Consider the following 20,381-nt stretch of genomic DNA (forward strand, 5'->3'; position numbering starts at 1 on the left):
CGGTAGCTTCCGCCGAATGCGAATCCTGCTCATGGCCGCGGTGGTGCCGCTGCTCATCGCCTCTTCACCCGGGCCGGACGTGGTGGTGCCGGTCGCGCAGACCCGCGCGTTCGTCGACGACGCGTCCGGGCTGCCGGCCAACGCCGACGCCGACGACCCGGCGATCTGGGTGCACCCGCGCTCGGCCCGGCAGAGCGTCGTGCTGGGCACGTTGAAGGAGGGCGGGCTGGCCGCGTTCGACCTGGCCGGTCGGACCGTCGGCACCTACCCGGCGCCGCTGCCGCCGACGCCGGAGGCCAAGCCCGGCCGGTTCAACAACGTCGACGTGCTCGGGCGGGTGCCGGTCGGCGGGCGTTCCCGGGACCTGGCGTTCGTCAGCGACCGCGGCCGGGACCGGATCCGGGTCTACGAGATCGACGGTCGCGGCGCGGCGGCGGGTGCCGCGGTGGTGCGGGACGTGACCGACCCGGGCGCGCGGCCGGTGTTCTCCTCGTCGGAGGAGGAAGTGGACGACCAGCGCACCGCCTACGGCCTGGCGGCCGGGTTCGTCGGCCGCACGCCGGTCGTCGTGACGAACCGGCGCAACGAGACCAGGGTCGCGTTGCTGCGCGTGACGGCGGGCCCGGGCGGTTCGGTCGGCACGGCGGTGGTGGCGGCGCTGGACCTGCCGTCGTCGTTCCCGCTGCCCGACGGCACGACCTGGACGCCGTGCGGCGAGCCGGGTGAGGGCCCCCAGTTGGAGGGCATGGTGGTCGACTCCGAGCACGGCGTGCTGTACGCGGCGCAGGAGGACGTCGGCATCTGGCGCGTGCCGCTGCGGGCGACCGGTTTCGGCACGCCCGCGCTGATCGACAAGGTTCGCTCGTTCGGGGTACCGCAGACCTACGACCCGGAGACCGAGGAGTGCTCCGTCTCCGGCGCCGACCCCGGCTTCGGCGGCCGGCACCTGACCGCCGACGCCGAGGGGCTCACCGTCGGCGACGACTACCTCATCGCGTCCAGCCAGGGCGACTCGCGGTTCGTGGCCTACGAGCGGACCGGCCGCAACTCCTACGTCGGCGAGTTCGTCGTCGGCGCGGGCCGGGGCAACGACTCGGTCGAGCACTCCGACGGCGCGCACCTGGTGACCGCCGACCTCGGGCCCGCCTACCCGGAAGGGCTGCTCGTCGTGCACGACGGCGAGCGCACCCCGACCGCGGGCGACCTGCCGACCACCGGCTTCGCGTACGTGAGCTGGGAGGACGTGCTCGACGAGCTGGACTGACCGAGAACGCCGACAGGCCGCCGCCCGTGCTACCGGGTGGCGGCCTGTCGGCGTTCTCGGGGGTGTCAGCGCCCTTCGGGGCGGGGCGGCATCTGCATGCCGGCGGGCGGGGTCGGCGGGTCCACCGGGCCCTGCCTGGCCGGGCGGGCCGCGGCGGTCACGGGCTCCTGCGCGCGAGCCGTCGCCGAGTCCTCCGCGCGACGCGGGGCGGGCGTGATGTGCGCCGACTCCTCCTGGATGCGGTTGAGCCAGCCCTCCCAGCGCTGCTGCATCGGGCGGATCAGGCCGCCGCCGACGCCGATCACGATCACGCCGCCGACCGTGGCCAGCACCGTGATGAGGACCGGCATGGTGACCGCGACGGCGATGCCGAGCTGGTTGAGCGCGGCGATGACACCGAGCGCGACGATGAAGCCGTACGTGATGTTGCCCAGGATCCGCGCGTACGGGCGGCCGCCCAGCGCGCCGGTCACCAGGCCCTTGAGGGCCTTGCCGATCGCGGCGGCGACGAGCACCAGGACGATGGCCACCACGATGCGCGGCAGGTACGCGATGACGTCGTTGAGGAGGGCGCTCACCGCGTTGCCGGTGCCGAACACGCCGAACGCGAGCTGCAGGGCGATCAGCAGCACGAAGTAGTAGACCAGCTTGACGATCAGGTTGGAGGCGTCGATCGGGGACTTCGACATCGCGCCGCCGAGGCCGGACCGCTCCACGAGCCGGTCGAAGCCGACCCGCTTGAGCAGGAACCCGACCGCCTTGGACAGCGCCTTGGCGATCAGCCACCCGATGAACAGCACGACCAGGAAGCCGAGGAGTTTCGGCACGAACGTGGCCACCATCGTCCACGCCTGCCCGAGTCCTTCGGTGATCTGGGTACCCACGACGACCCTCCTTCGCTTTCGCTTGTGGTCGAGATCGTTTCTCAGCCCGCATCACCCGGCAACCTGAAGTGGTGGCACGAAAGGGTGACTGACGTGGCGGTTCTCGCGTCGGCAGTCCAGAGTGGAATCACCGGTGGGGACCGGGGAGAGGGAAACGCCCGGCGCGGAGGTTCTCGCGCCGGGCGTTTTCGCGTCTCGTGCTCGCCTGGGTGGCGGTCTCGATTCAGAACAGGGCGGACAGGCCGCGGCCGGCGAGGTAGGCCTGCACGTGCGCCGCCGAGGTCGCCTGGTTCACGTCCGGCCGCGGGTCGCCGGGGCAGTTGGAGCTGCTCGGCGGCAGCACGCCGTCGATGAGGTACCGGTTGACGGCCCGGTCCACGCACGCGTTGCCGCTGCCGTAGACGCCGTGCTTGCCCTCGTCCCGCACGGTGACCAGGTTGTGCCCGAGGCGTTCCGCCATGGCCGGTCCGCTCTCGTACTGGGTCTGGGTGTCGCCCTCCGCCTGCACGATCACCCCGACGGGGTAACCCTCGCGCTTGAGCGTCACGGGGGGCTCCGGCGGCGTGAAGCTGCGGAAGGCGCAGGTGGTCGGCGCCGCGCGCAGGACGCCGAAGCCGTACGGGTAGCGGTCGCGGAAGACCCTCATGTCCTCGTAGTACGTCTCGAGGTCGGTCGGCCAGTCGACCTCGCACGTCACCGTGTGGAACACGCCGGAGACCAGCTCCTCGCGCGCCTCGCCGGCCATCAGCGCGCCGGACTCGGACGACGAGCCCGCCTTGAGCCCGGCCACCAGCACGGCGAGCTCGGACCACAGTGGACGGTAGCGCGCGCCGACGCCGACGGCCGCGTCGAAGCGGGTGCGGTCCTGCTCGCCGACCGGGGCTTGGGCGAGGGTCGTCGCGACCGCCTCGACGGTGCCCACCACCTCTTCGGCGGTCGCGCCGAGGGCGAACCGGGCGTGGTGCTCGGCGACCCAGGCCGACCACGCCTCGACGTTGCGCCGGTACGCCACCGCCTGCGCCCGGAACTGCTCGCGCCAGACCCACTCCGGGTGCACGGCCGAGTCCAGCACGCTGCGGTCCAGGCGCGCCGGGAACAGCGTGCCGTACACCGCGCCCAGGTAGGTGCCGTAGGAGTAGCCCAGGTAGTTGATCTTCTCCTCGCGCAGCACGGCCCGCACCACGTCGAGGTCGCGCGCGGTGTTGGCGGTGTTGACGAACGGCCGGATGCCGCCGGCGGAGCGGTGGCAGGCGTCCTCGGCGGCCTGCGCCTCGGCGGCCCACTTCGGGAACTCGGAATCAGCCGGTCGGGTGTCGATGGTGGCCAGTTCCGGGACCGTGCGGCAGTTCAGCGCGGTCGACCCGCCGACGCCGCGCGGGTCGAACCCGATCAGGTCGTACACCTTCGCCAGCTCGCTGCCGGCCAGGAACGACGGCATGCCCAGGCCCGAGCCGCCCGGACCGCCCGGGTTGAGCACGAGGACGCCGCGCCTGCGAGCGGGCTCCAGGGCCTTCTTGCGGCTGATGACCAGCGATATCCGCTCGGCGCCCGGTCGTGCGTAGTCCAGCGGCAGCACCAGTTCGGCGCACTCCAGCTGCTGCTTGCAGGCCGACCAGGTGAGCTGCTGGGCGTGGAACTCGGCCAGCGGATCGCCGCGCTCCGTTCCGAACGACGGCACGACCGCCGTCGCCAGCACGGCGGCGACCACCAGGCCGACTGACATGTACCTGCGCACGAGACCCTCCCAGGCGAGCCGGTCAGAACGCCACCGACGGTAAGGGGATCGGCGCGGAGCGTCAGGGCGTGTCACTCGTTGGTGGCGTTGTGCGCACCCGTGCGATCGTGAGGGGTATGACCAGCTCAACCTCGTTGTCGCGGGCCACCTTGCGAACGCTGCAACGGGCGTCGGGCGACCTGGCCGCGGCGAGCGTGGCCGAGATGGAGGAGCGCCTGCCCTGGTTCCGGCGGATGCCCGCCGACCAGCGGGCGGGCGTGCTGCTGCTGATCCAGAACGGGGTCGCCGGGTTCGTGTCCTGGCTGCACGACCCGCAGCAGGCGATCCGGCTGACCGCCGAGGCGTTCCGCTCCGCGCCCAAGGACATCTCGCGGTGGGTGAGCCTGCGGCAGACCGTGGAGCTGGTGCGGATCGCGCTGGGGCTGTTCGAGGAGCTGCTGCCCAAGCTGGCCGAGAACGAGGCCGAGCGCGCGTTGCTCACCGAGGGCGTGCTGCGGTACGGGCGGGAGATCGCGTTCTCCGCGGCCACGTCGTACGCGGCGGCGGCCGAGGCGCGCGGCGCGTGGGACGCCCGGCTGGAGGCGCTGGTCGTGGACGGCATCGTGCGTGGCGACGCGGAGGAGTCGTTGCTGTCGCGGGCCACCGCGCTCGGCTGGGACCCGGCCGCCGAGGCGACCGTGCTGGTGGGCAACCCGCCGTCGGACGACCCGCCGGCGGTGGTGTTCGAGGTGCGCAGCCGGGCGGCCCGGGTCGGGCGGCCGGTGCTGCTGAGCGTGCAGGGCTCGCGGCTGGTCGTGGTGGTCGGCGGCGAGACGGAGCGCAGCGAGTCGCTGGTGCGGATGTCGGAGGCGTTCGGGCCGGGCCCGGTGGTGGCCGGCCCGACCGTGACGAGCCTGGCCGACGCCCACCGCAGCGCGGGCGACGCGCTGTCCGGGCTGCGGGCCGTCGTGGGGTGGCCCGCCGCGCCACGGCCGGTGCGGTCGCTCGACCTGCTGCCGGAGCGGGCGCTGGCGGGCGACCCGGAGGCCGAGTGGCAGCTGGTCGACCGGGTGGCCAGGCCGCTGGAGGAGGCGAGCGGCTCGCTGCTGGAGACCGTGGACGCGTTCCTCGAGGTGGGCGGCGTGCTGGAGGCGTGCGCGCGGAAGCTGTTCGTGCACCCGAACACGGTCCGCTACCGGCTCAAGCGGGCCACCGAGCTGACCGGGCGCAACGCGAACGACCCCCGTGACGCCCTGGTGCTGCGGGTCGCGCTCGCCGTGGGACGACTGGCCCGTGCCCGCGGTCTTTGGTGACCCGTGCGGACGACCCCCGTCCGAGTGTGACGGACGACGCATCTGGCGTTTGGGCCGGGATCGACAACACGCGACGTCGTTCTACGTTCATCTACGAGTCACATTTGTAGAGACCCTACAAGCCACGGTCTCCGGTTTCGTCAGTGGCGACATCACCGGAAAGCGCCCCGAGCGTGTTCAGTGAGCGGGTGATCGCGCTCCTCGCCCCCGGACAGGGGTCCCAGACACCCGGCATGCTCGCACCCTGGCTCGAGGTCGAGGGTGCCGCCGAGCGCGTTGCCGCGTGGTCCGAGGCAACCGGTCTGGACCTGGCCCGGCTGGGCACCACGGCGGACGCGGACGAGATCAAGGACACCGCCGTCACCCAGCCGCTGGTGGTCGCGCTCGCCCTGCTGGCCTACGAGGAGCTGCGCCGCCGGGTCGAACTGCCCGCCGACACCATCGTCGGCGGCCACTCGGTCGGCGAGCTGGCCGCCGCCGCCATCGCGGGCGTGCTGAGCACCGACGACGCCGTGGCGCTCGCCGCGGTGCGCGGCGCCGAGATGGCCGCCGCCTGCGCGTTGACGCCGACCGGCATGGCCGCGGTGCTCGGTGGCGAGGAGGACGAGGTGCTGGCCCGGCTCGACGAGCTCGGCCTGGTCGGCGCGAACCGCAACGGCGCGGGCCAGATCGTGGCCGCGGGCCCGCTGGACGCGCTGGCCGCGCTCGTGGAGCAGCCGCCCGGCCGGGCGAAGATCCGCACGCTGAAGGTCGCGGGCGCGTTCCACACCCGGTTCATGGCGCCCGCCGAGGAGGCGTTGCGCGCCCGTGCCGCCGGGATCGTGGTGAAGGACGCCGCGCTGCCGCTGCTGTCCAACGCCGACGGCGCGGTCGTGTCCGCCGGCGACGAGGTGCTGAGCCGACTGATCTCCCAGGTGACCCGCCCCGTGCGGTGGGACGCCTGCCAGGCAACCCTGGCCGGGCACGGCGTGACCGCGGTGGTCGAACTGCCGCCCGCGGGCGCGCTGACCGGCCTGGCCAAGCGCGAACTGAAGGGCACACCCACCTTGGGCCTCAAGACCCCCGACCAGCTCGACCAGGTCGTCGAGATGATCACGGCGACACCGTCGGAGGTGGCCGAGTGACCACCTTCTCCATGCCGACCGGCTCGGTCGGCACCCGCATCCTGGGCCTGGGCAGCTACCAGCCCGAGACCATCGTCAGCAACCACGACCTGAGCCTGCGGATGGACACCTCGGACGAGTGGATCCGCGACCGGGTCGGCATCGCCAACCGCCGCGTGGCCAAGCCGGACGAGCTGCTGGTCGACATGGCGGTCGAGGCGGGCGTCAAGGCCGTGGCCGACGCCGGGTTGACGCCGTCGGACATCGGCGCGGTCATCGTGGCCACCTGCACCATGCCGTCCCAGATCCCCAACGCGGCGGCGCAGGTCGCCGACCGGATCGGGATCGCGGGCGCGCCCGCGTTCGACCTGAACGCCGCGTGCGCGGGCTTCTGCTACGCCCTGGGCACCGCGTCGGACCTGGTCCGGGCGGGCACGGCGAAGCACGTGCTGGTCATCGGCGCGGAGAAGCTGACCGACTGGGTCGACCCCGGCGACCGGTCCACCGCGATCATCTTCGCCGACGGCGCGGGCGCGGCGGTCGTGGGTCCGTCCGAGGACCCGGCCATCGGCCCGGTGTCGTGGGGCAGCGCGGGCGACCTCGTCGACATGATCCACATCAAGGACCGGGCGTCGTTCATCTTCCAGGAGGGCCAGTCGGTCTTCCGCTGGGCGACCACGCAGATCGCGCCGATCGCGCTCAAGGCGATCGAGCTGGCCGGCCTGCAGGTGTCCGATGTGGACGTCTTCGTGCCGCACCAGGCGAACCTGCGCATCGTCGAGGCCATCGCGAAGCGGTTGCACGCCAAGGGTGCGCGTGAAGACCTCGTGATCGCGCGTGACATCGTGGACTCCGGCAACACCTCGTCCGCTTCGATCCCCCTCGCGCTGGACCACATGCGCGCGGCGGGAGAGGTGCGCAGCGGTGACGTGGCGCTGCTCGTCGGCTTCGGAGCGGGCCTGTCCTACGCGGGACAGGTCGTCCGGCTGCCGTGACCGCAAATCGAGACTCCGGTGGGACCAACCAGCCGGCGAAGCACGAAGGAAGGGATTTTCAGTGAGCAACGAGGACATCCAGAAGGGGCTCGCCGAGATCGTCGAGGAGGTCGCCGGTGTCGAGGCGGCCGACGTGACGGCTGACAAGTCCTTTGTGGACGACCTGGACATCGACTCGCTGTCCATGGTGGAGATCGCCGTGCAGGCCGAGGACAAGTTCGGCGTGAAGATCCCGGACGACGAGCTGGCCAACCTCAAGACCGTGGGCGATGCGGTCAACTACATCGCCAGCAACGCATGACCAGTAGCAACGACGTCGTCGTCACCGGGCTGGGTGCCACCACCCCGCTCGGTGGCGATGTCGCCTCCACCTGGGATGCGCTCCTGGCCGGCCGCAGCGGTGTGAAGCCGCTGATCGGTGGCTTCGCGGAGCGGTTCGAGCTGCCCGTGCGGATCGCCGCGCAGCTCGCGGTCGAGCCGACCGAGGTGCTGCCGCGCGTCGAGGCGCGCCGGCTGGACCGCTGCGAGCAGGTCGCGGTGGTCGCCGCCCGCCAGGCGTGGGCGGACTCGGGGCTCGGCGAGGACGAGGTCGACCTGGAGCGGCTGGGTGTCGTGATCGGCACCGGCATCGGCGGCGCGATGACGCTGCTGGACCAGGACGACCTGATCGAGGCGTCCGGCCTGCGCAAGGTCTCGCCGCTGACCGTGCCGATGCTCATGCCCAACGGCCCGGCCGCGCACGTCGGCCTCGCCCTCAAGGCGCGCGCGGGCGTGCACGCGCCGGTGTCGGCCTGCGCGTCCGGCGCCGAGGCGCTGGCCTGGGCGTGGCGGATGCTCAAGACCGGCGAGGCGGACGTGGTCGTGGCCGGTGGCGCGGAGGCGTGCATCACCACCATCACCATGGCGGGCTTCATCCAGGCCCGGACCATGAGCACCCGCAACGACGACCCGGAACGCGCGTCGCGCCCGTTCGACGTCAACCGGGACGGGTTCGTGCTCGGCGAGGGCGCCGGGATCATGGTGCTGGAGCGCGAGGACTTCGCCCGCGCCCGCGGCGCCCGGATCTACGGCAAGCTCGCGGGCATCGGCACCACCTCCGACGGCTACCACATCACCGCGGCCGACCCGGAGGGCATCGGTCAGTCCCGGGCCATCACGAAGGCGCTCCGCTCCGCGGACGTCGACCCGGCCGACGTCGGCCACGTCAACTGCCACGCGACGTCCACCCCGGTGGGCGACGTGATCGAGCCGCAGGCCGTGCGCCGCGCGATCGGCGACCACCCGGTGCTGACCGCGCCCAAGGGCAACCACGGCCACCTGCTCGGCGCCTCGGGCGCGGTGGAGGCGATCACCACGCTGCTGTCGGTCCGCGACGGCATCGTGCCGCCGACGCTGAACCTGGACGACCAGGACCCGAGGGTGCAGCTGGAGGTCGTGACCGGCGAGCCGCGCAAGATCGAGCTGAGCGCCGCGGTGAACAACTCGTTCGGGTTCGGCGGGCACAACGTGTCGCTCGTCTTCACCCAGGCCTGATCCGTCCCACGAGGAGCTCCGCGATGACTGCCCTTGCGTCCAGGCCGGTGGACCCGGTCGCGGACGGCGACGCCGACCCGCGCGATCCGGAGGTCCGGCTCGCGCAACTGCTCGACCCGGGGTCCGTCGCACCGCTGCGGCCCCGCGACGGCAGCGGCATGTTCGCCGTGCGCGGCCGGATCAACGGCGCGAAGGTGGTCGCGTACTGCAGCGACGCCACGCGGATGGGTGGCGCGCTCGGTTCCGAGGGGTGCCGGCACATCGTCGAGGCGATCGACGTCGCGGTGCGCGAGCGCACACCGGTGATCGGCGTCTGGCACTCCGGCGGCGCGCGGCTGCCGGAGGGCGTGGAGTCGTTGGACGGCATGGGCCAGATGTTCGCCGCGATGATCCGGGCGTCCGGCCGGGTGCCGCAGATCTCCGTGGTGGTCGGCCCGGCGGCGGGCGGTGGGGCGTACGGCCCGGCGCTGACCGACGTGGTGATCATGGCTCCGGCCGGCAAGGTCTTCGTGACCGGGCCGGACGTGGTCCGCTCGGTGACCGGCGAGCAGATCGACATGGACGGTCTCGGCGGCGCGGAGGCGCACGGGCGCAAGTCCGGTGTCGTGCACGTGATCGCGGACGACGAGCCGGACGCCTACGAGCGGGCGCGGCGGATCACCGGGCTGTTCGCCCAGCCCGGCGTGTTCGACCTGCACTCGGTCCCGGACGGCGACGACCTGCGGGCGTTGCTGCCGGAGCAGCCGCAGCGGGCCTACGACGTCAAGCCGCTGGTGCGGGCGATCCTGGACGACGACTCGTTCGAGGAGTTGCAGGCCAAGTGGGCGCCGAACGTCGTGGTCGGCCTCGGTCGGCTCGGCGGGCGCACGGTCGGCGTGATCGCGAACAACCCGATCCGCAAGGGCGGGTGCCTCGACTCGCTGTCGGCGGAGAAGGCGGCGCGGTTCGTGCGGATGTGCGACGCGTTCGGCGTGCCGCTGCTGGTGCTGGTGGACGTGCCGGGGTACTTGCCGGGCGTCGGCCAGGAGTGGGACGGCGTGGTGCGGCGCGGCGCGAAGCTGCTGCACGCGTTCGGCGAGGCGGTCGTGCCGCGGGTGACGTTGGTGACGCGCAAGTCGTACGGCGGCGCGTACATCGCGATGAACTCGCGGTCGCTCGGCGCGACGGCGGTGTTCGCGTGGCCGATCGCCGAGGTGGCCGTGATGGGCGCCAAGGCCGCGGTCGGCATCCTGCACCGCAAGAAGCTGGCCGCCGTGCCGGACGAGGAGCGCGAGGCGTTGCACGCGCGGCTCGTCGAGGAGCACGAGCGGATCGCGGGCGGCGTGGACCGGGCGATCGCGATCGGCGTGGTGGACGAGGTCGTCGAGCCGACCAGGACGCGGCGCAAGTTGGCGCAGGCCCTCGCGGCGGCGCCGGCGGGCCGGGGCGCGCACGGCAACATCCCGCTGTAGGGGGTGCCGGCGTTCGGTGGGGTCGCCGCAGTCGGGGGGCGACCCCACTGCCGCGTGTTCCGAACGTCCGGCTCGGGGGTCCTGAACGCAGGGACACGCGTGGTCAGCAGGCGGTGAACTGGGAGGTCGAGCCCTCGGTCCCGAGGTCGACCCGGAACGCGCCCCGTTCCTCCTGCAAGGGGTAGACGACGCGCCAGTGGATGCAGTCGGCCTGGAGCTCGGCCGGCGCCTTGACCACGTCCTGGGTGCTGGTGAACGTCATCAGCACCCGCAGCCTGCTCTGCGAGACCGACTCGATCCGGTGCACCAGGATCGACCCGTCCCGCGAGCTCTCGTAGTCCGACAGCCACCGCGACTTCGGCGTCTGGCCGACCCGGTGCGCGGTCACGGTCTTGGCCCACTGCTCGTAGTCGTGGCCGTTGATCGCGTCGAAGAACTGCTGGAGCACCTCGCGCACGCGCTGGCCGTCGGGGTGCTGCGCCGCGTCGACGCTCAGCTGCACGACCCCGCTGCCCGGCTGCGCGCTGCGGGGCACCGAACCGGACTGCCCCGAACCGGGCGCCGCGACCTGGTCGCCCTGGGGCACGGTGGGCCGCTGGTAGGCCTCACGCGCCAGCACGCCGACGCCCGCGGTCGTGGCGGCGATCAGGAGCACGGCGGGCAGCAGCAGGCGTGCGGACACCCTTGGAGGGTGCCACAGCACCCGCACGTGCCGGTAACCACCCGGACGGCCCAGCGGATGACCCGCACAATGCGGTTTGAACGCCCGGACACCACTACCCACAATGACCATCAACCGGTCGAATCCGCACTTTCCCGCAATATAGGGACGACACCGTCCCGAATAGCCGGAACAGAACCCGACCGGCTCTTGCGACACGCTCCGTGACCGATCCCGCAATTCAGCGGAGAAGCCTCGAAACCGCAGGTGAGCACCGTCGAACGCGAAGAACGATCGCGTTTCGTTTAGTCTCCTCCGGTAGGAGGTTTCCGCACTCTCGTGAGGCTAAACATCGCGATCGGGTGACTTCTGAGCACCTATACCCACCTGCAGTGCGAAACCGAGCCCTACTCATTCGCACGAACGGACGTCAACACCCCCCGAAATGGTGGATTGGCTTGTCCGCCACCGGCGTGCGGGAATATCCCGGTCCCGCAAATCGCAAGGAGGCGAATCCCCGTGGACCTCCGCTATGAGGCCTACTGCTTCGCGGACCGTCTGTTCTACGACGTGCAAAGCCACGCGGAAACCGCCGAAGACGATTTTTCGCAAGTGCTCCCCGCGTTGCCGGAAGGGTGGACGCAGGGTGACCGCAACATCTGGCGGCACGTGCACCCCGAAGGCGTCGCACTGCCCAAGCAGGGCTGGAAGGTGCACGTCTCGGCCACCGTGCTCAACGCGGGCGAAGTGCTGCTGAAGTCCTACGAGTACCTCATCGCGCGCCGCATCCCCTTCAAATACCTGCGCACCCGGTCGATCGTGCTGGCCCGCAACTCGAAGTACGCGCCGCGCGAGGGCAGCGGCAAGCTCATCACCATCTACCCGGCCGACGAAGCGGAACTGGAGTCGACGCTCCTCGAGTTGTCCGAGATCCTCGACGGCCAGGCGGGCGCGTACATCCTCAGCGACCTCCGCTACGGCGCCGGCCCGTTGTTCGTCCGCTACGGCGGGTTCGTCGAGCAGTGGCTGGAGCGGGACGGCAAGCGCGTGCTGGCCATCGAGGGCCCCGACGGCGCGCTCGTGCCCGACCAGCGCAAGGCGACGTTCTGGCTGCCGGACTGGGTGAAGCTGCCCGCGTGCCTGGAGGAGCACCTGGCCGTGCGCCGGTCCGGTGACGCCGACGCGTTCCCGTACCGGGTGGTCCAGTCGCTGCACTTCTCCAACGGCGGCGGTGTGTACGAGGCCGTCCGCAAGGCCGACGAGACCCAGGTCGTGCTCAAGGAAGCCAGGCCGCACGCCGGGCTGGACCGCGAGAACGTCGACGCGGTGGCCCGGCTGCGCCGGGAGCACGCGATGCTGACCAGGGTCGCCGGGGTGCCCGGCGTGCCCGAGGTCTACGAGCACTTCACCGCCTGGGAGCACGAGTTCGTGGCCATGGCCCGGGTGCCGGGTGTCCCGCTCGGCCAGTGGCTGGGCCACAACTACCCGCTCACGCACCACGAGGTCACCGACGAGGCGATCACCGCCTACGCCGAGCGCGCCCTCAAGCTGGTCGCCGACATCGAGCGGATCGTGGCCGCGGTGCACGAGCGCGGTGTCGTGTTCAGCGACCTGCACCCGCTCAACGTGCTGGTGGACGACGACGACTCGGTGTCGCTGATCGACTTCGAGCTGGCGTTCGGCATCGAGGAGAACGGCAGGCCGACGCTCGGCGCGCCGGGCTTCCAGGCGCCGCCGGACCGCACCGGCTTCGAGATCGACGAGCACGCGCTCGCCGCGCTGCGGCTCTACGTCTTCCTGCCGCTCAACGCCGTGATCGAACTGGCGCCGGTGAAGCTGCGCTCGCACGTCGACTTCGTCCAGCGCCGGTTCGGCCTGCCCGACGAGTACTGCGCGAAGATCCTGGCCCACCTGACGCCGCGCGGCGACACGCCGACCGTCGCCGCCGCCAACGCGCTGGAGGTGCCCGAACCCGACTGGCAGGTGGTGCGCAAGTCGATCGCCGCGGGCATCCTGGCCAGCGCCACGCCCCAGCGCACCGACCGGCTGTTCCCCGGCGACGTCGAGCAGTTCGAGGTCGGCGGCGCGGGGTTCGGCTACGGCGCGGCCGGCGTGCTGCACGCGTTGGACGTGACCGGCATGGGCCGCTACCCCGAGCACGAGCAGTGGCTGCTGGACGCGGTGCGCCGCGAGCCGCCGAAGGAGCCCGGCTTCTTCACCGGTGCGCACGGCATCGCGCACGTGCTGGAGAACTTCGGCCACCACGACCTGGCCGGGGAACTGGTCGCCTCCTACGCGCAGATGGTGCCCGACACCCGCGACCACGGCCTCAGCGCCGGTCTCGCCGGCATCGGCCTGAACCTCCTGCACTTCGCGGGCACGCGGGACGACGAGTCCTACGCGACCCAGGCTCTCGCGCTGGGCGAACGGCTCGACACCGCGCTCGCGAACGCCGAGCCGCCCGGCCCGAAGGCACGTGCGGGCTTCGAGCACGGCTGGTCCGGCCCGGCGCTGCTGTTCCTCCGGCTGTTCCAGCACACCGACGACCGCCGCTGGCTCGACCTCGGCGTGCGGGCGCTGGAACGGGACCTGGCCGAGACGATGACCGCGCTGGACGGCTCGACGCAGGTCCGCGACGGCAACTTCCGCACCCTGCCGTACGTCGGCGTGGGCAGCGCGGGCATCGCGCTGGTGCTCAACGAGTTCCGCCTCGCCGCGCCCGACCTCCCGGTCGTCGAACGCCTGCCGGAGCTGGTCGGCGGCACGACCGGCGAGTTCGTGATCCAGCCGGCGCTGATGCTCGGCCGGGCCGGCCTGCTGGCCACCCTGGCCCACGCGAACGGACCGCGGACCGCGATCGACCGGCACCTCGCCGCCCTGTCCTGGCACGCCGTGCCGTACCAGGAGGGCCTGGCGTTCCCCGGCATCCAGTTGCGGCGGCTCTCGATGGACCTCGACACCGGCGGCGCGGGCGTGCTGCTCGCCCTCGGCGCCACCTTGGACGGCACACCCGTGCTGCCGTTCCTCACAGCCCCGGCCCTCTCGGACCGGTCGCAGTAACCCTTTTCGATCCCCCGAAACACTAGGAGCGACAATGGACTTCATCCTCGACATGCAGGACCTCGAGACCCCCGAGGCCCAGTCGAACGCGATGGCCAGCGGCGGCAGCAGCGGCGGTGGCGGCGGCAGCACCACGGCGTCCAACGCCTCCCTGCTGCTCCCCTGCAGCCACTCCACCGTCAGCCTGGTCCTCTGCTGACCTCCCGCCACGCGGGTCCGGGTGAGCGGCGCAGTCGAAGTGCGCCGCTCACCCGGCTTTTTCCACCGCGAGATCGCCTCGCGAGGTCATGATGCGCCCAACCGCGGCAATCGCCTAGGAGTCCCAGATCGTGGTGCTGTCCGCCGTCGTCCGTCGCGATCTCCGGTGGCTGCTGCTGGCGCTGAACGCGCTGCCCGCCACCGTCGCCGGGCTGCTCCTGCCCACCGCGCTGGCCTCGGCCGTCGACATGGCGCTGGGCGGTCGGCTGGACAGCGGCACGGTGTGGTGGCTGGTCGGGCTCGCCGGCGTGGAGGTGCTCGGCGACGCGATCGGCGTGGTGCTGGCCGCGGCGATCACCGCGCGCGGCGCGGCCTGGCTGCGCCACCGCCTGACCGCCCACCTGCTCGCGCTGGGCCACCCGGCCCGCTTCGAGCCCGGTGACGCGGTGAGCAGGCTGACCGGCGACAGCGCGATCGCGGGCGGTGTCTCCGTGCTCGCGGTCAACCTGGGCATCTCGGTGGTCACCGCCGCCGGCGCGATCACCGCGTTGGCGCTGCTGGACTGGCGGCTCGCGCTGGTGTTCCTGCTCAGCGTGCCCCTGGCGGCCCTGCTGGTCCGCTCCCACCTCCGCCTCACGGCGGCCGACGTCGCGACTTATCAAGAGGTGTCAGGCGAGTTGTCCGCACGACTGGTGGACGCCGTCGGCGGCCTGCGCACGATCGCCGCCTCCGGCCGCGCCGACCAGGAAGCCGACCGCGTCCTGCGCCCGCTCCCCCGGCTGACCGCCGCCGGCGTCGGCATGTGGAGCACCCAGGCGCGGATGATCTGGCGGGCCGGCCTCCTGCTGCCCGCCGTGGAGCTGGCCGTCCTGACCGCCGCCGGCTTCGGCGTGGTCGCGGGCCGGCTGAGCGTCGGCGACGTCCTGGCCGCACTCGGCTACGTCGCACTGGGCATGACCGTCGTCGGCCAAACCGCCCTGCTCACCGCCCTCCAGCGGGCCAGGGCATCCGCCCGACGACTGGAGGAAGTCCTCTCCACCCCCGTGCCGCCCCACTCGCCACCAAGCCCGACCACGACCGGCGAAGTGGTGCTGACCGGCGTGAACGTCCCGGGCGCGCTGCACGACGTCGACCTGACCGTGCCCCCCGGGACCTTCGTCGCCGTGGTGGGCCGGTCCGGCTCGGGCAAGTCCGCGCTGGCGGCGGTGATCGGCGGCCTGACCCAGCCGTCGACCGGGAAGGTCCGGCGAGGCGGATCCGTCGGCTACGCCTTCGAACGCCCCGCGCTGGTCGGCGCCACCGTCGCCGACGCCGTCCGCTACGGCACCTCGCTGACCCGGGCCGACGTGGAAGCGGCCTGCCGCGCCGCCCAGGTCCACGACGTCGTGGTGCGCCTGCCCGAGGGTTACGACACCCCGATGGCCACCGCGCCGATGTCCGGCGGCGAGGCGCAACGGCTCGGCCTGGCCAGGGCGTTCGTGCGCGACCCGGCCGTCCTCGTGCTCGACGACGCCACGGCCAGCCTCGACATGGTCACCGAGTCCACTGTGGAGCGCGCGGTCGAGTCGGCCCTGCCCGGCCGGACGCGGGTGGTCGTGACCCACCGCGCCGCCACCGCCCGCCGTGCGGACACCGTCGTCTGGCTGGACGACGGCCGGGTGCGCGCGGTGGGACCGCACGCCGAACTGTGGGACGACGACGAGTACCGGGCGGTGTTCGGCTGATGACCTACCTGCGGGCGTTGCGCGAACAACGGCGCGGCATCGTGGTGCTCCTCGGCTGGTCGGTGCTCGAAGGCGTGCCCGCCCTGCTCTCCGGCCGCCTGGTCGGCCTGGCCGTGGACCGCGGCTTCGCCGCCGGCCGCCCGTGGATCGGCGTCGGCTGGCTGCTGCTCTTCGCCGCGGTGGCGGTGCTCGGCGGCTTCGGCCTGCGCCAGGTCTTCATGCGCTTGGGCGCGGTCGTCGAGCCACTGCGCGACGCCCTGGTGCGCCAAGTGGTGCGCGGCGTCCTGCACGCGGGCTCGCAAACCCGCCAACCGGACGCCAGCGCCGTCGCCCGGATCACCCGGCACGTCGAAGTGGTCCGCGACGCCACCGCCGGCGTCCTGGTCCAGGCCCGCGCCCTCCTGGTGACCACCGCCGCCGCCCTGATCGGCCTCGCCGCCACGGTCACGTCCCTGGCCTGGCTCGTGATCCTGCCCGTGATCGCCGCCCTGATCCTGTTCACCCTCCTGCTCCCCTCCCTGGCCCGCCGGCAACGCACCCTCGTCCTGGCCGACGAACAAGCCGCCGCCGTCGCCGGCACGGTGTTCCTCGGCATCCGCGACGTCACCGCCCTGACCGGCGCCGACCACGCCCTCCGCGACGTGGCGGAGCAGGTGGACCGCCAGGCCTCCGCCACCGTCCGGATGGCCTTCGCCACCGCGCTGCGCGGCGTCGTGATCGCCTTGGGCGGCTTCGCCCCACTGGTGTTGTTGCTGCTCATGGCCCCAGGAATGGTCCGCGCCGGAACCCTGACGGTCGGCGACGTCCTCGCCGCCGTGGTCTACCTGAGCACCAGCGTCCAGCCCGCACTGCGCCGCCTGGCCGACACGACCAGCACCATCGTGCTGCGGCTCGTGGTGGCGTTGCGCCGGCTGGCCGAGGCCGCACCACCGATCGCCGCGCCGGCCGGCGACGCCATCCCCGAGAGCAACGACCTGGAACTGCACGGCGTGACGTTCGGCTGGAGCCCCACGGCCGAACCCGTCGTCCGCTCCCTGGACCTCGCCCTACCGGAAGGTTCCCACCTGGCCGTGATCGGCCCGAGCGGCATCGGCAAGTCCACCTTGGCCGGCCTGATCACGGGCATGGTGGAACCACAGGAGGGACTCGTGCGCTTCGGCGGCGTCCCCGTGCGCTCCGTCGCCCCCGAAGCGCGCCACGAGCGAATCGCCCTCGTCCCCCAAGAGACCTACCTCTTCACGGGCACCGTCCGCGAGAACCTGGCACTCCTCGCACCAACCGCATCAGACGCCGCCCTGCTGACAGCCGCCGAAGCCGTCGGCGCATCAGCCCTGATCACCAAGCTGGGCGGCCTCTCCGGAACCGTGGGCCACTCCGCCGGCGGCCTCTCCGCCGGAGAAGCCCAACTCCTGGCGTGCGCCCGCGTCTACGCCTCACCTGCCGACGTGGTGATCCTGGACGAGGCAACCTCAGCCCTCGACCCGTCCGCGGAAGCCCGGGTGGAACAGGCCTTCGCCACCCGCCACGGCACCCTGATCGTGATCGCCCACCGCCTCTCCTCGGCCCTGCGGGCAAACCTGGTCCTCCTGATGGACGGCGGCCCACCACTGCTGGGCAGCCACGAGGACCTACTGGCCACCTCTCCCCTCTACCGGGACCTCATGGCCGCCTGGCAACCAACCCCAACCGCCCCCTGACCCACCCACAACGCCCCCACGCGCCAACCTTCTGCACAACGGCCCCGCAACCGCCCCACCAGGGCCGCCACCCATCACCCACCCACAACGGACCCGCAACTCCCCCACCCAGGCCCGATTTGACATGGGTTCGGGTGCTTTAGGCTGGTCGAAGCCGGCAGGCCTGGCGGGACGCTTTTCCCCGCCGGGCCTGCCGGCTTTGGCCTGCCTGGAGTGCCCGTAAGGGCCCCATGTCAAATCGAGCCGGACCTGACCCGAGCAGCCGAACCTGGGCGTGACCATCGAACCGACCGCAACAGATCGGCCGTCATCCAACCCGGTGCAACCAAGTCACCGGCGCGCCATCGCCCGCCCGCCGGAACGGTTCCAGGGCGTCATCCCAGGCCGCGCCCAAGATCTCATCCACCCCGTGCGCGAATGACTCGCCACCTCTACTCCGCGCGGCCAGCGCTCGGAGTTGGTCTTCTGAAACAACTATGTCGCCGTTGGCACTGGTGCGCGCGTGCCACAACCCCAACACGGGCGCGAAGCAGTACCTCACGCCGTCCACTCCCGGACTCGGGTCTTCCGTCACCTCGAACCTGAGCATCGGCCACGCCCTGAGCGCGGACACGAGTCGGGCACCGGTGCCGGCATCACCGGTCCAGTTGCATTCGGCGCGCAACTGACCAGGCGCCGCGGGTTGCGCCGCCCACTTGAGGTCCGCTCGCTCACCGAGGGTGCCCGAGATCGCCCACTCGACGTGCGGACAGACCGCAGACGGCGACGAGTGGACGTAGACCACGCCACTGCTGCTGCCACGGGTGCTCACAGCTGACCTCCGCTACTCGACGAGGGACGTCTTCCCCTACGACCTCTCGAGGATGCGGACGATCTTGCGAATTCCCGACTTGGTCATTCTGCCCGCTACGGCACCAGTCCGCCATAAGAACCATCGCGTTCCTCACCCAGGCGGGTCAGATACAGGACTTTCGACCCTAAATCAGCGACCTCGCGACCCGAGACCGGGCCGCGAGGTCACTTTCCGGGATCAACCGGCCACGCGATGCCGACCGGAAGCCGACCTCAGCGGGACCGACCCGCGATCACACCGCCCACGATCACACCGCCGGCGATCACTCCCCCAACGCCCGCACCGCGGCCACCACGTCGACCAACCCCGTTCCCTTGTCATAGCTGGTCGTGTACGGCCCTACCACCCGATACCCGGCCCCTGCCCCGTACTTGTACGCCGTCGACTTCAACGCCGCCTCGACCTGCCCGGCCGTCGCACCGGGCCTGGCCTGGAACAGCTGCGCCACGATGCCGGTGATGTGCGGCGCCGCCATCGACGTGCCGCTGATCGTGTTGAACGTGCCGACATCCAGCAACCCAGGCCCGTTCTGCGGCTGCAACCCGGTCGCGCAGATCACCAGGTACGGCCGGCACGCCGACGTGATGTCCTCACCGGGCGCGGAGATGTCCGGCCACGTCGACGAGTCCGTCGCCAGCCCGCGCGACGAGTACTCCGACACCGCGCCGTCACGCGTCCCCGTGCCCAGGTCGTGGTACGACGCCACCGACAGCACACCGGGCGTCGGGTCCTGACCGGCCGGGTTGGACAGGTTCGCGCTCCCGTCTCCGCCGTCGTTGCCGTTCGCCCACACCGTCACGACGCCCTCGGCCGCCAGCGCCCGCTGCAACTTGACCGTCGTCGAGTTCGGGTCGAACGCGCCGCCGCCGGACGGTCCGTACGAGTTGTTGACCGCCTTGATCGGCGGGCAGACCGACGCCGGGACACCCGCGCCGCACGGCGCCCGGTGGTTCTCCAGCACCCAGTTCAACGCCGCGTCGGCCCCGATGATGAACAGCACCGCGCCGGTCGAGATCACCACGGCCTTCGCACCCGGCGCCGCGCCGCGCACCACCGTGCCGTCGCTCAACGTCGTGTCACCGCCGACCGCGATCCCGGTGACGTGCGTGCCGTGCCCGCCCACCGACAACAGATCCGTGTCGACCGACGTCGGCACGTCGAGGATGCACCCGGTCCCCGCGCTCGCTTCGTCCAGGCACACGCTCTTCAGGTTGCGCACGATCTTGGTCTGGCTGTTCGCCTGCCGGAACGCCGGGTGCGTCGGGTCCACGCCCGAGTCGATCACCGCGACCGTGACGCCGCTGCCGTCCAACGCCAGCCCGTTCGCGCCGGTCAGGGTCTGCCGCGCCGCCAGCCCGCGGGTCGCCGTGTGCGACGTCGACCCGGTGAACTCGATCGGCCGGTTCGCCTCGACGTACGTCACGCCGACCGCCGACCGCGCGGCCGTGATCTGCGCGGCGGTGCCGCGCGCCGCGACCACGCCGATCCGGTCGAAACCGGTGATCCGGCTGAGCCCGGCCTCCCTCACCGCCCTCTCGGCGGCCGCGAGATCGGCGCCGTGGACGAACACCGTCCCGGCCCGACCACCGGACAGTTCACCACTGGACAGCTGGCTGGCGAGCAACGTCGACACGGGGGCGAGCAGGCCGGCGGAGGCGGACGGAACGACCGCTACCGACAGTGCCAGCGTGCCCGCCGCGAGCAGGGCGGCTTTGCGCATCACGGACAAACCTCCAATGCAGGGTTGAGCAACCCCTTAACGAGTCACACACGTTCAGGTGATGGTCGTCACGCAACGTCATCTCCAGCGATGCGCGCGACCGGCCGTCCCCCCACGGCGCTACCGTGTCCGACCGTGTGGAACGCCGAACGTCAGACCGGGTGGAACGCCGACGCGTGGACCGCCGAGCGGCGCGAGCTCGTGGTGATCC

At 72.1% G+C, this 20,381-nt stretch carries 16 protein-coding genes; 11 read left to right on the forward strand and 5 right to left on the reverse strand.

Annotated features, from left to right (window positions below):
- Positions 1-16 precede the first annotated feature (16 nt).
- Complete coding sequence (locus AB0I91_RS26890; RefSeq protein ID WP_499639383.1) at positions 17-1,264, forward strand: phytase; 1,248 nt, start codon at positions 17-19, stop codon at positions 1,262-1,264.
- Between the two features lie 65 nt (positions 1,265-1,329).
- Here the strand turns inward: AB0I91_RS26890 and AB0I91_RS26895 are convergent, their stop codons facing one another.
- Both AB0I91_RS26895 and AB0I91_RS26900 read right to left on the reverse strand, forming a co-directional pair.
- Positions 1,330-2,148, reverse strand: coding sequence for a mechanosensitive ion channel family protein (locus AB0I91_RS26895; RefSeq protein ID WP_499614975.1), 819 nt, complete (start codon positions 2,146-2,148; stop codon positions 1,330-1,332).
- A gap of 223 nt (positions 2,149-2,371) precedes the next feature.
- On the reverse strand, positions 2,372-3,883 hold the full coding sequence (locus tag AB0I91_RS26900) for an alpha/beta hydrolase (RefSeq protein ID WP_498773521.1): 1,512 nt from the start codon (positions 3,881-3,883) through the stop codon (positions 2,372-2,374).
- 116 nt (positions 3,884-3,999) lie between these two features.
- Between AB0I91_RS26900 and AB0I91_RS26905 the strand changes: the two genes are divergently transcribed.
- From AB0I91_RS26905 to AB0I91_RS26930, 6 genes are all read left to right on the forward strand, one after another.
- Positions 4,000-5,175: a PucR family transcriptional regulator gene (locus AB0I91_RS26905; RefSeq protein ID WP_498773519.1), complete on the forward strand. Its 1,176-nt coding sequence runs from the start codon at positions 4,000-4,002 to the stop codon at positions 5,173-5,175.
- Between the two features lie 173 nt (positions 5,176-5,348).
- A complete protein-coding gene (locus AB0I91_RS26910; protein ID WP_498773517.1) occupies positions 5,349-6,299 on the forward strand; it encodes an ACP S-malonyltransferase in 951 nt (316 codons plus the stop codon).
- 11 nt (positions 6,300-6,310) lie between these two features.
- Positions 6,311-7,273, forward strand: coding sequence for a beta-ketoacyl-ACP synthase III (locus AB0I91_RS26915; protein WP_498774077.1), 963 nt, complete (start codon positions 6,311-6,313; stop codon positions 7,271-7,273).
- 61 nt (positions 7,274-7,334) lie between these two features.
- On the forward strand, positions 7,335-7,574 hold the full coding sequence (locus tag AB0I91_RS26920; protein WP_053720023.1) for an acyl carrier protein: 240 nt from the start codon (positions 7,335-7,337) through the stop codon (positions 7,572-7,574).
- On the forward strand, positions 7,571-8,806 hold the full coding sequence (locus tag AB0I91_RS26925) for a beta-ketoacyl-[acyl-carrier-protein] synthase family protein (protein WP_498773514.1): 1,236 nt from the start codon (positions 7,571-7,573) through the stop codon (positions 8,804-8,806). The genes AB0I91_RS26920 and AB0I91_RS26925 overlap by 4 nt, the downstream gene beginning before the upstream one ends.
- 23 nt (positions 8,807-8,829) lie before the next feature.
- The gene (locus tag AB0I91_RS26930; RefSeq protein ID WP_499614971.1) at positions 8,830-10,257 is read left to right on the forward strand and encodes an acyl-CoA carboxylase subunit beta; all 1,428 of its coding nucleotides are present in this window, start codon (positions 8,830-8,832) and stop codon (positions 10,255-10,257) included.
- Positions 10,258-10,360: 103 nt separating this feature from the next.
- On the opposite strand, the gene AB0I91_RS26935 is transcribed toward AB0I91_RS26930, so the two are convergent.
- Positions 10,361-10,939 carry a hypothetical protein gene (locus AB0I91_RS26935; protein ID WP_498773510.1) on the reverse strand — a complete coding sequence of 193 codons (579 nt, stop codon included), beginning with the start codon at positions 10,937-10,939 and terminating at the stop codon, positions 10,361-10,363.
- Between the two features lie 498 nt (positions 10,940-11,437).
- Between AB0I91_RS26935 and lanKC the strand changes: the two genes are divergently transcribed.
- The 4 genes from lanKC to AB0I91_RS26955 all read left to right on the forward strand — a co-directional run bounded on the left by lanKC (position 11,438) and on the right by AB0I91_RS26955 (position 17,597).
- Positions 11,438-13,978, forward strand: a complete 2,541-nt coding sequence (gene lanKC / locus AB0I91_RS26940) for a class III lanthionine synthetase LanKC (protein ID WP_499639385.1) — start codon at positions 11,438-11,440, stop codon at positions 13,976-13,978.
- A 34-nt stretch (positions 13,979-14,012) separates the two neighbouring features.
- Positions 14,013-14,177, forward strand: a complete 165-nt coding sequence (locus tag AB0I91_RS26945) for a SapB/AmfS family lanthipeptide (protein ID WP_230566808.1) — start codon at positions 14,013-14,015, stop codon at positions 14,175-14,177.
- Between the two features lie 130 nt (positions 14,178-14,307).
- The gene (locus AB0I91_RS26950) at positions 14,308-15,900 is read left to right on the forward strand and encodes an ABC transporter ATP-binding protein (protein ID WP_499639387.1); all 1,593 of its coding nucleotides are present in this window, start codon (positions 14,308-14,310) and stop codon (positions 15,898-15,900) included.
- Positions 15,900-17,597, forward strand: coding sequence for an ABC transporter ATP-binding protein (locus AB0I91_RS26955; protein ID WP_499639389.1), 1,698 nt, complete (start codon positions 15,900-15,902; stop codon positions 17,595-17,597). Before AB0I91_RS26950 ends, AB0I91_RS26955 begins: the two co-directional genes overlap by 1 nt.
- A gap of 307 nt (positions 17,598-17,904) precedes the next feature.
- Here AB0I91_RS26955 and AB0I91_RS26960 read toward each other — a convergent pair whose 3' ends face one another.
- Positions 17,905-18,408 (reverse strand): DUF3145 domain-containing protein, encoded by a 504-nt coding sequence (locus AB0I91_RS26960; protein WP_123743506.1) that lies wholly within the window; start codon positions 18,406-18,408, stop codon positions 17,905-17,907.
- A 304-nt stretch (positions 18,409-18,712) separates the two neighbouring features.
- The gene (locus AB0I91_RS26965) at positions 18,713-20,170 is read right to left on the reverse strand and encodes a S8 family peptidase (RefSeq protein WP_499639401.1); all 1,458 of its coding nucleotides are present in this window, start codon (positions 20,168-20,170) and stop codon (positions 18,713-18,715) included.
- Between the last annotated feature and the right edge of the window lie 211 nt (positions 20,171-20,381).

It is taken from the genome of Actinosynnema sp. NPDC049800, from assembly GCF_040656635.1.
Classification (GTDB): Bacteria; Actinomycetota; Actinomycetes; order Mycobacteriales; family Pseudonocardiaceae; genus Actinosynnema.

Bases quoted from the DNA above. Each gene is read 5' to 3' on its own strand.
- AB0I91_RS26915 (WP_498774077.1), top strand. From the start codon at position 6,311: ATGCCGACCGGCTCGGTCGGCACCCGCATCCTGGGCCTGGGCAGCTAC.
- AB0I91_RS26905 (WP_498773519.1), top strand. From the start codon at position 4,000: ATGACCAGCTCAACCTCGTTGTCGCGGGCCACCTTGCGAACGCTGCAA.
- AB0I91_RS26890 (WP_499639383.1), top strand. From the start codon at position 17: ATGCGAATCCTGCTCATGGCCGCGGTGGTGCCGCTGCTCATCGCCTCT.
- AB0I91_RS26945 (WP_230566808.1), top strand. From the start codon at position 14,013: ATGGACTTCATCCTCGACATGCAGGACCTCGAGACCCCCGAGGCCCAG.
- AB0I91_RS26930 (WP_499614971.1), top strand. From the start codon at position 8,830: ATGACTGCCCTTGCGTCCAGGCCGGTGGACCCGGTCGCGGACGGCGAC.
- AB0I91_RS26955 (WP_499639389.1), top strand. From the start codon at position 15,900: ATGACCTACCTGCGGGCGTTGCGCGAACAACGGCGCGGCATCGTGGTG.
- AB0I91_RS26925 (WP_498773514.1), top strand. From the start codon at position 7,571: ATGACCAGTAGCAACGACGTCGTCGTCACCGGGCTGGGTGCCACCACC.
- AB0I91_RS26965 (WP_499639401.1), bottom strand. From the start codon at position 20,170: ATGCGCAAAGCCGCCCTGCTCGCGGCGGGCACGCTGGCACTGTCGGTA.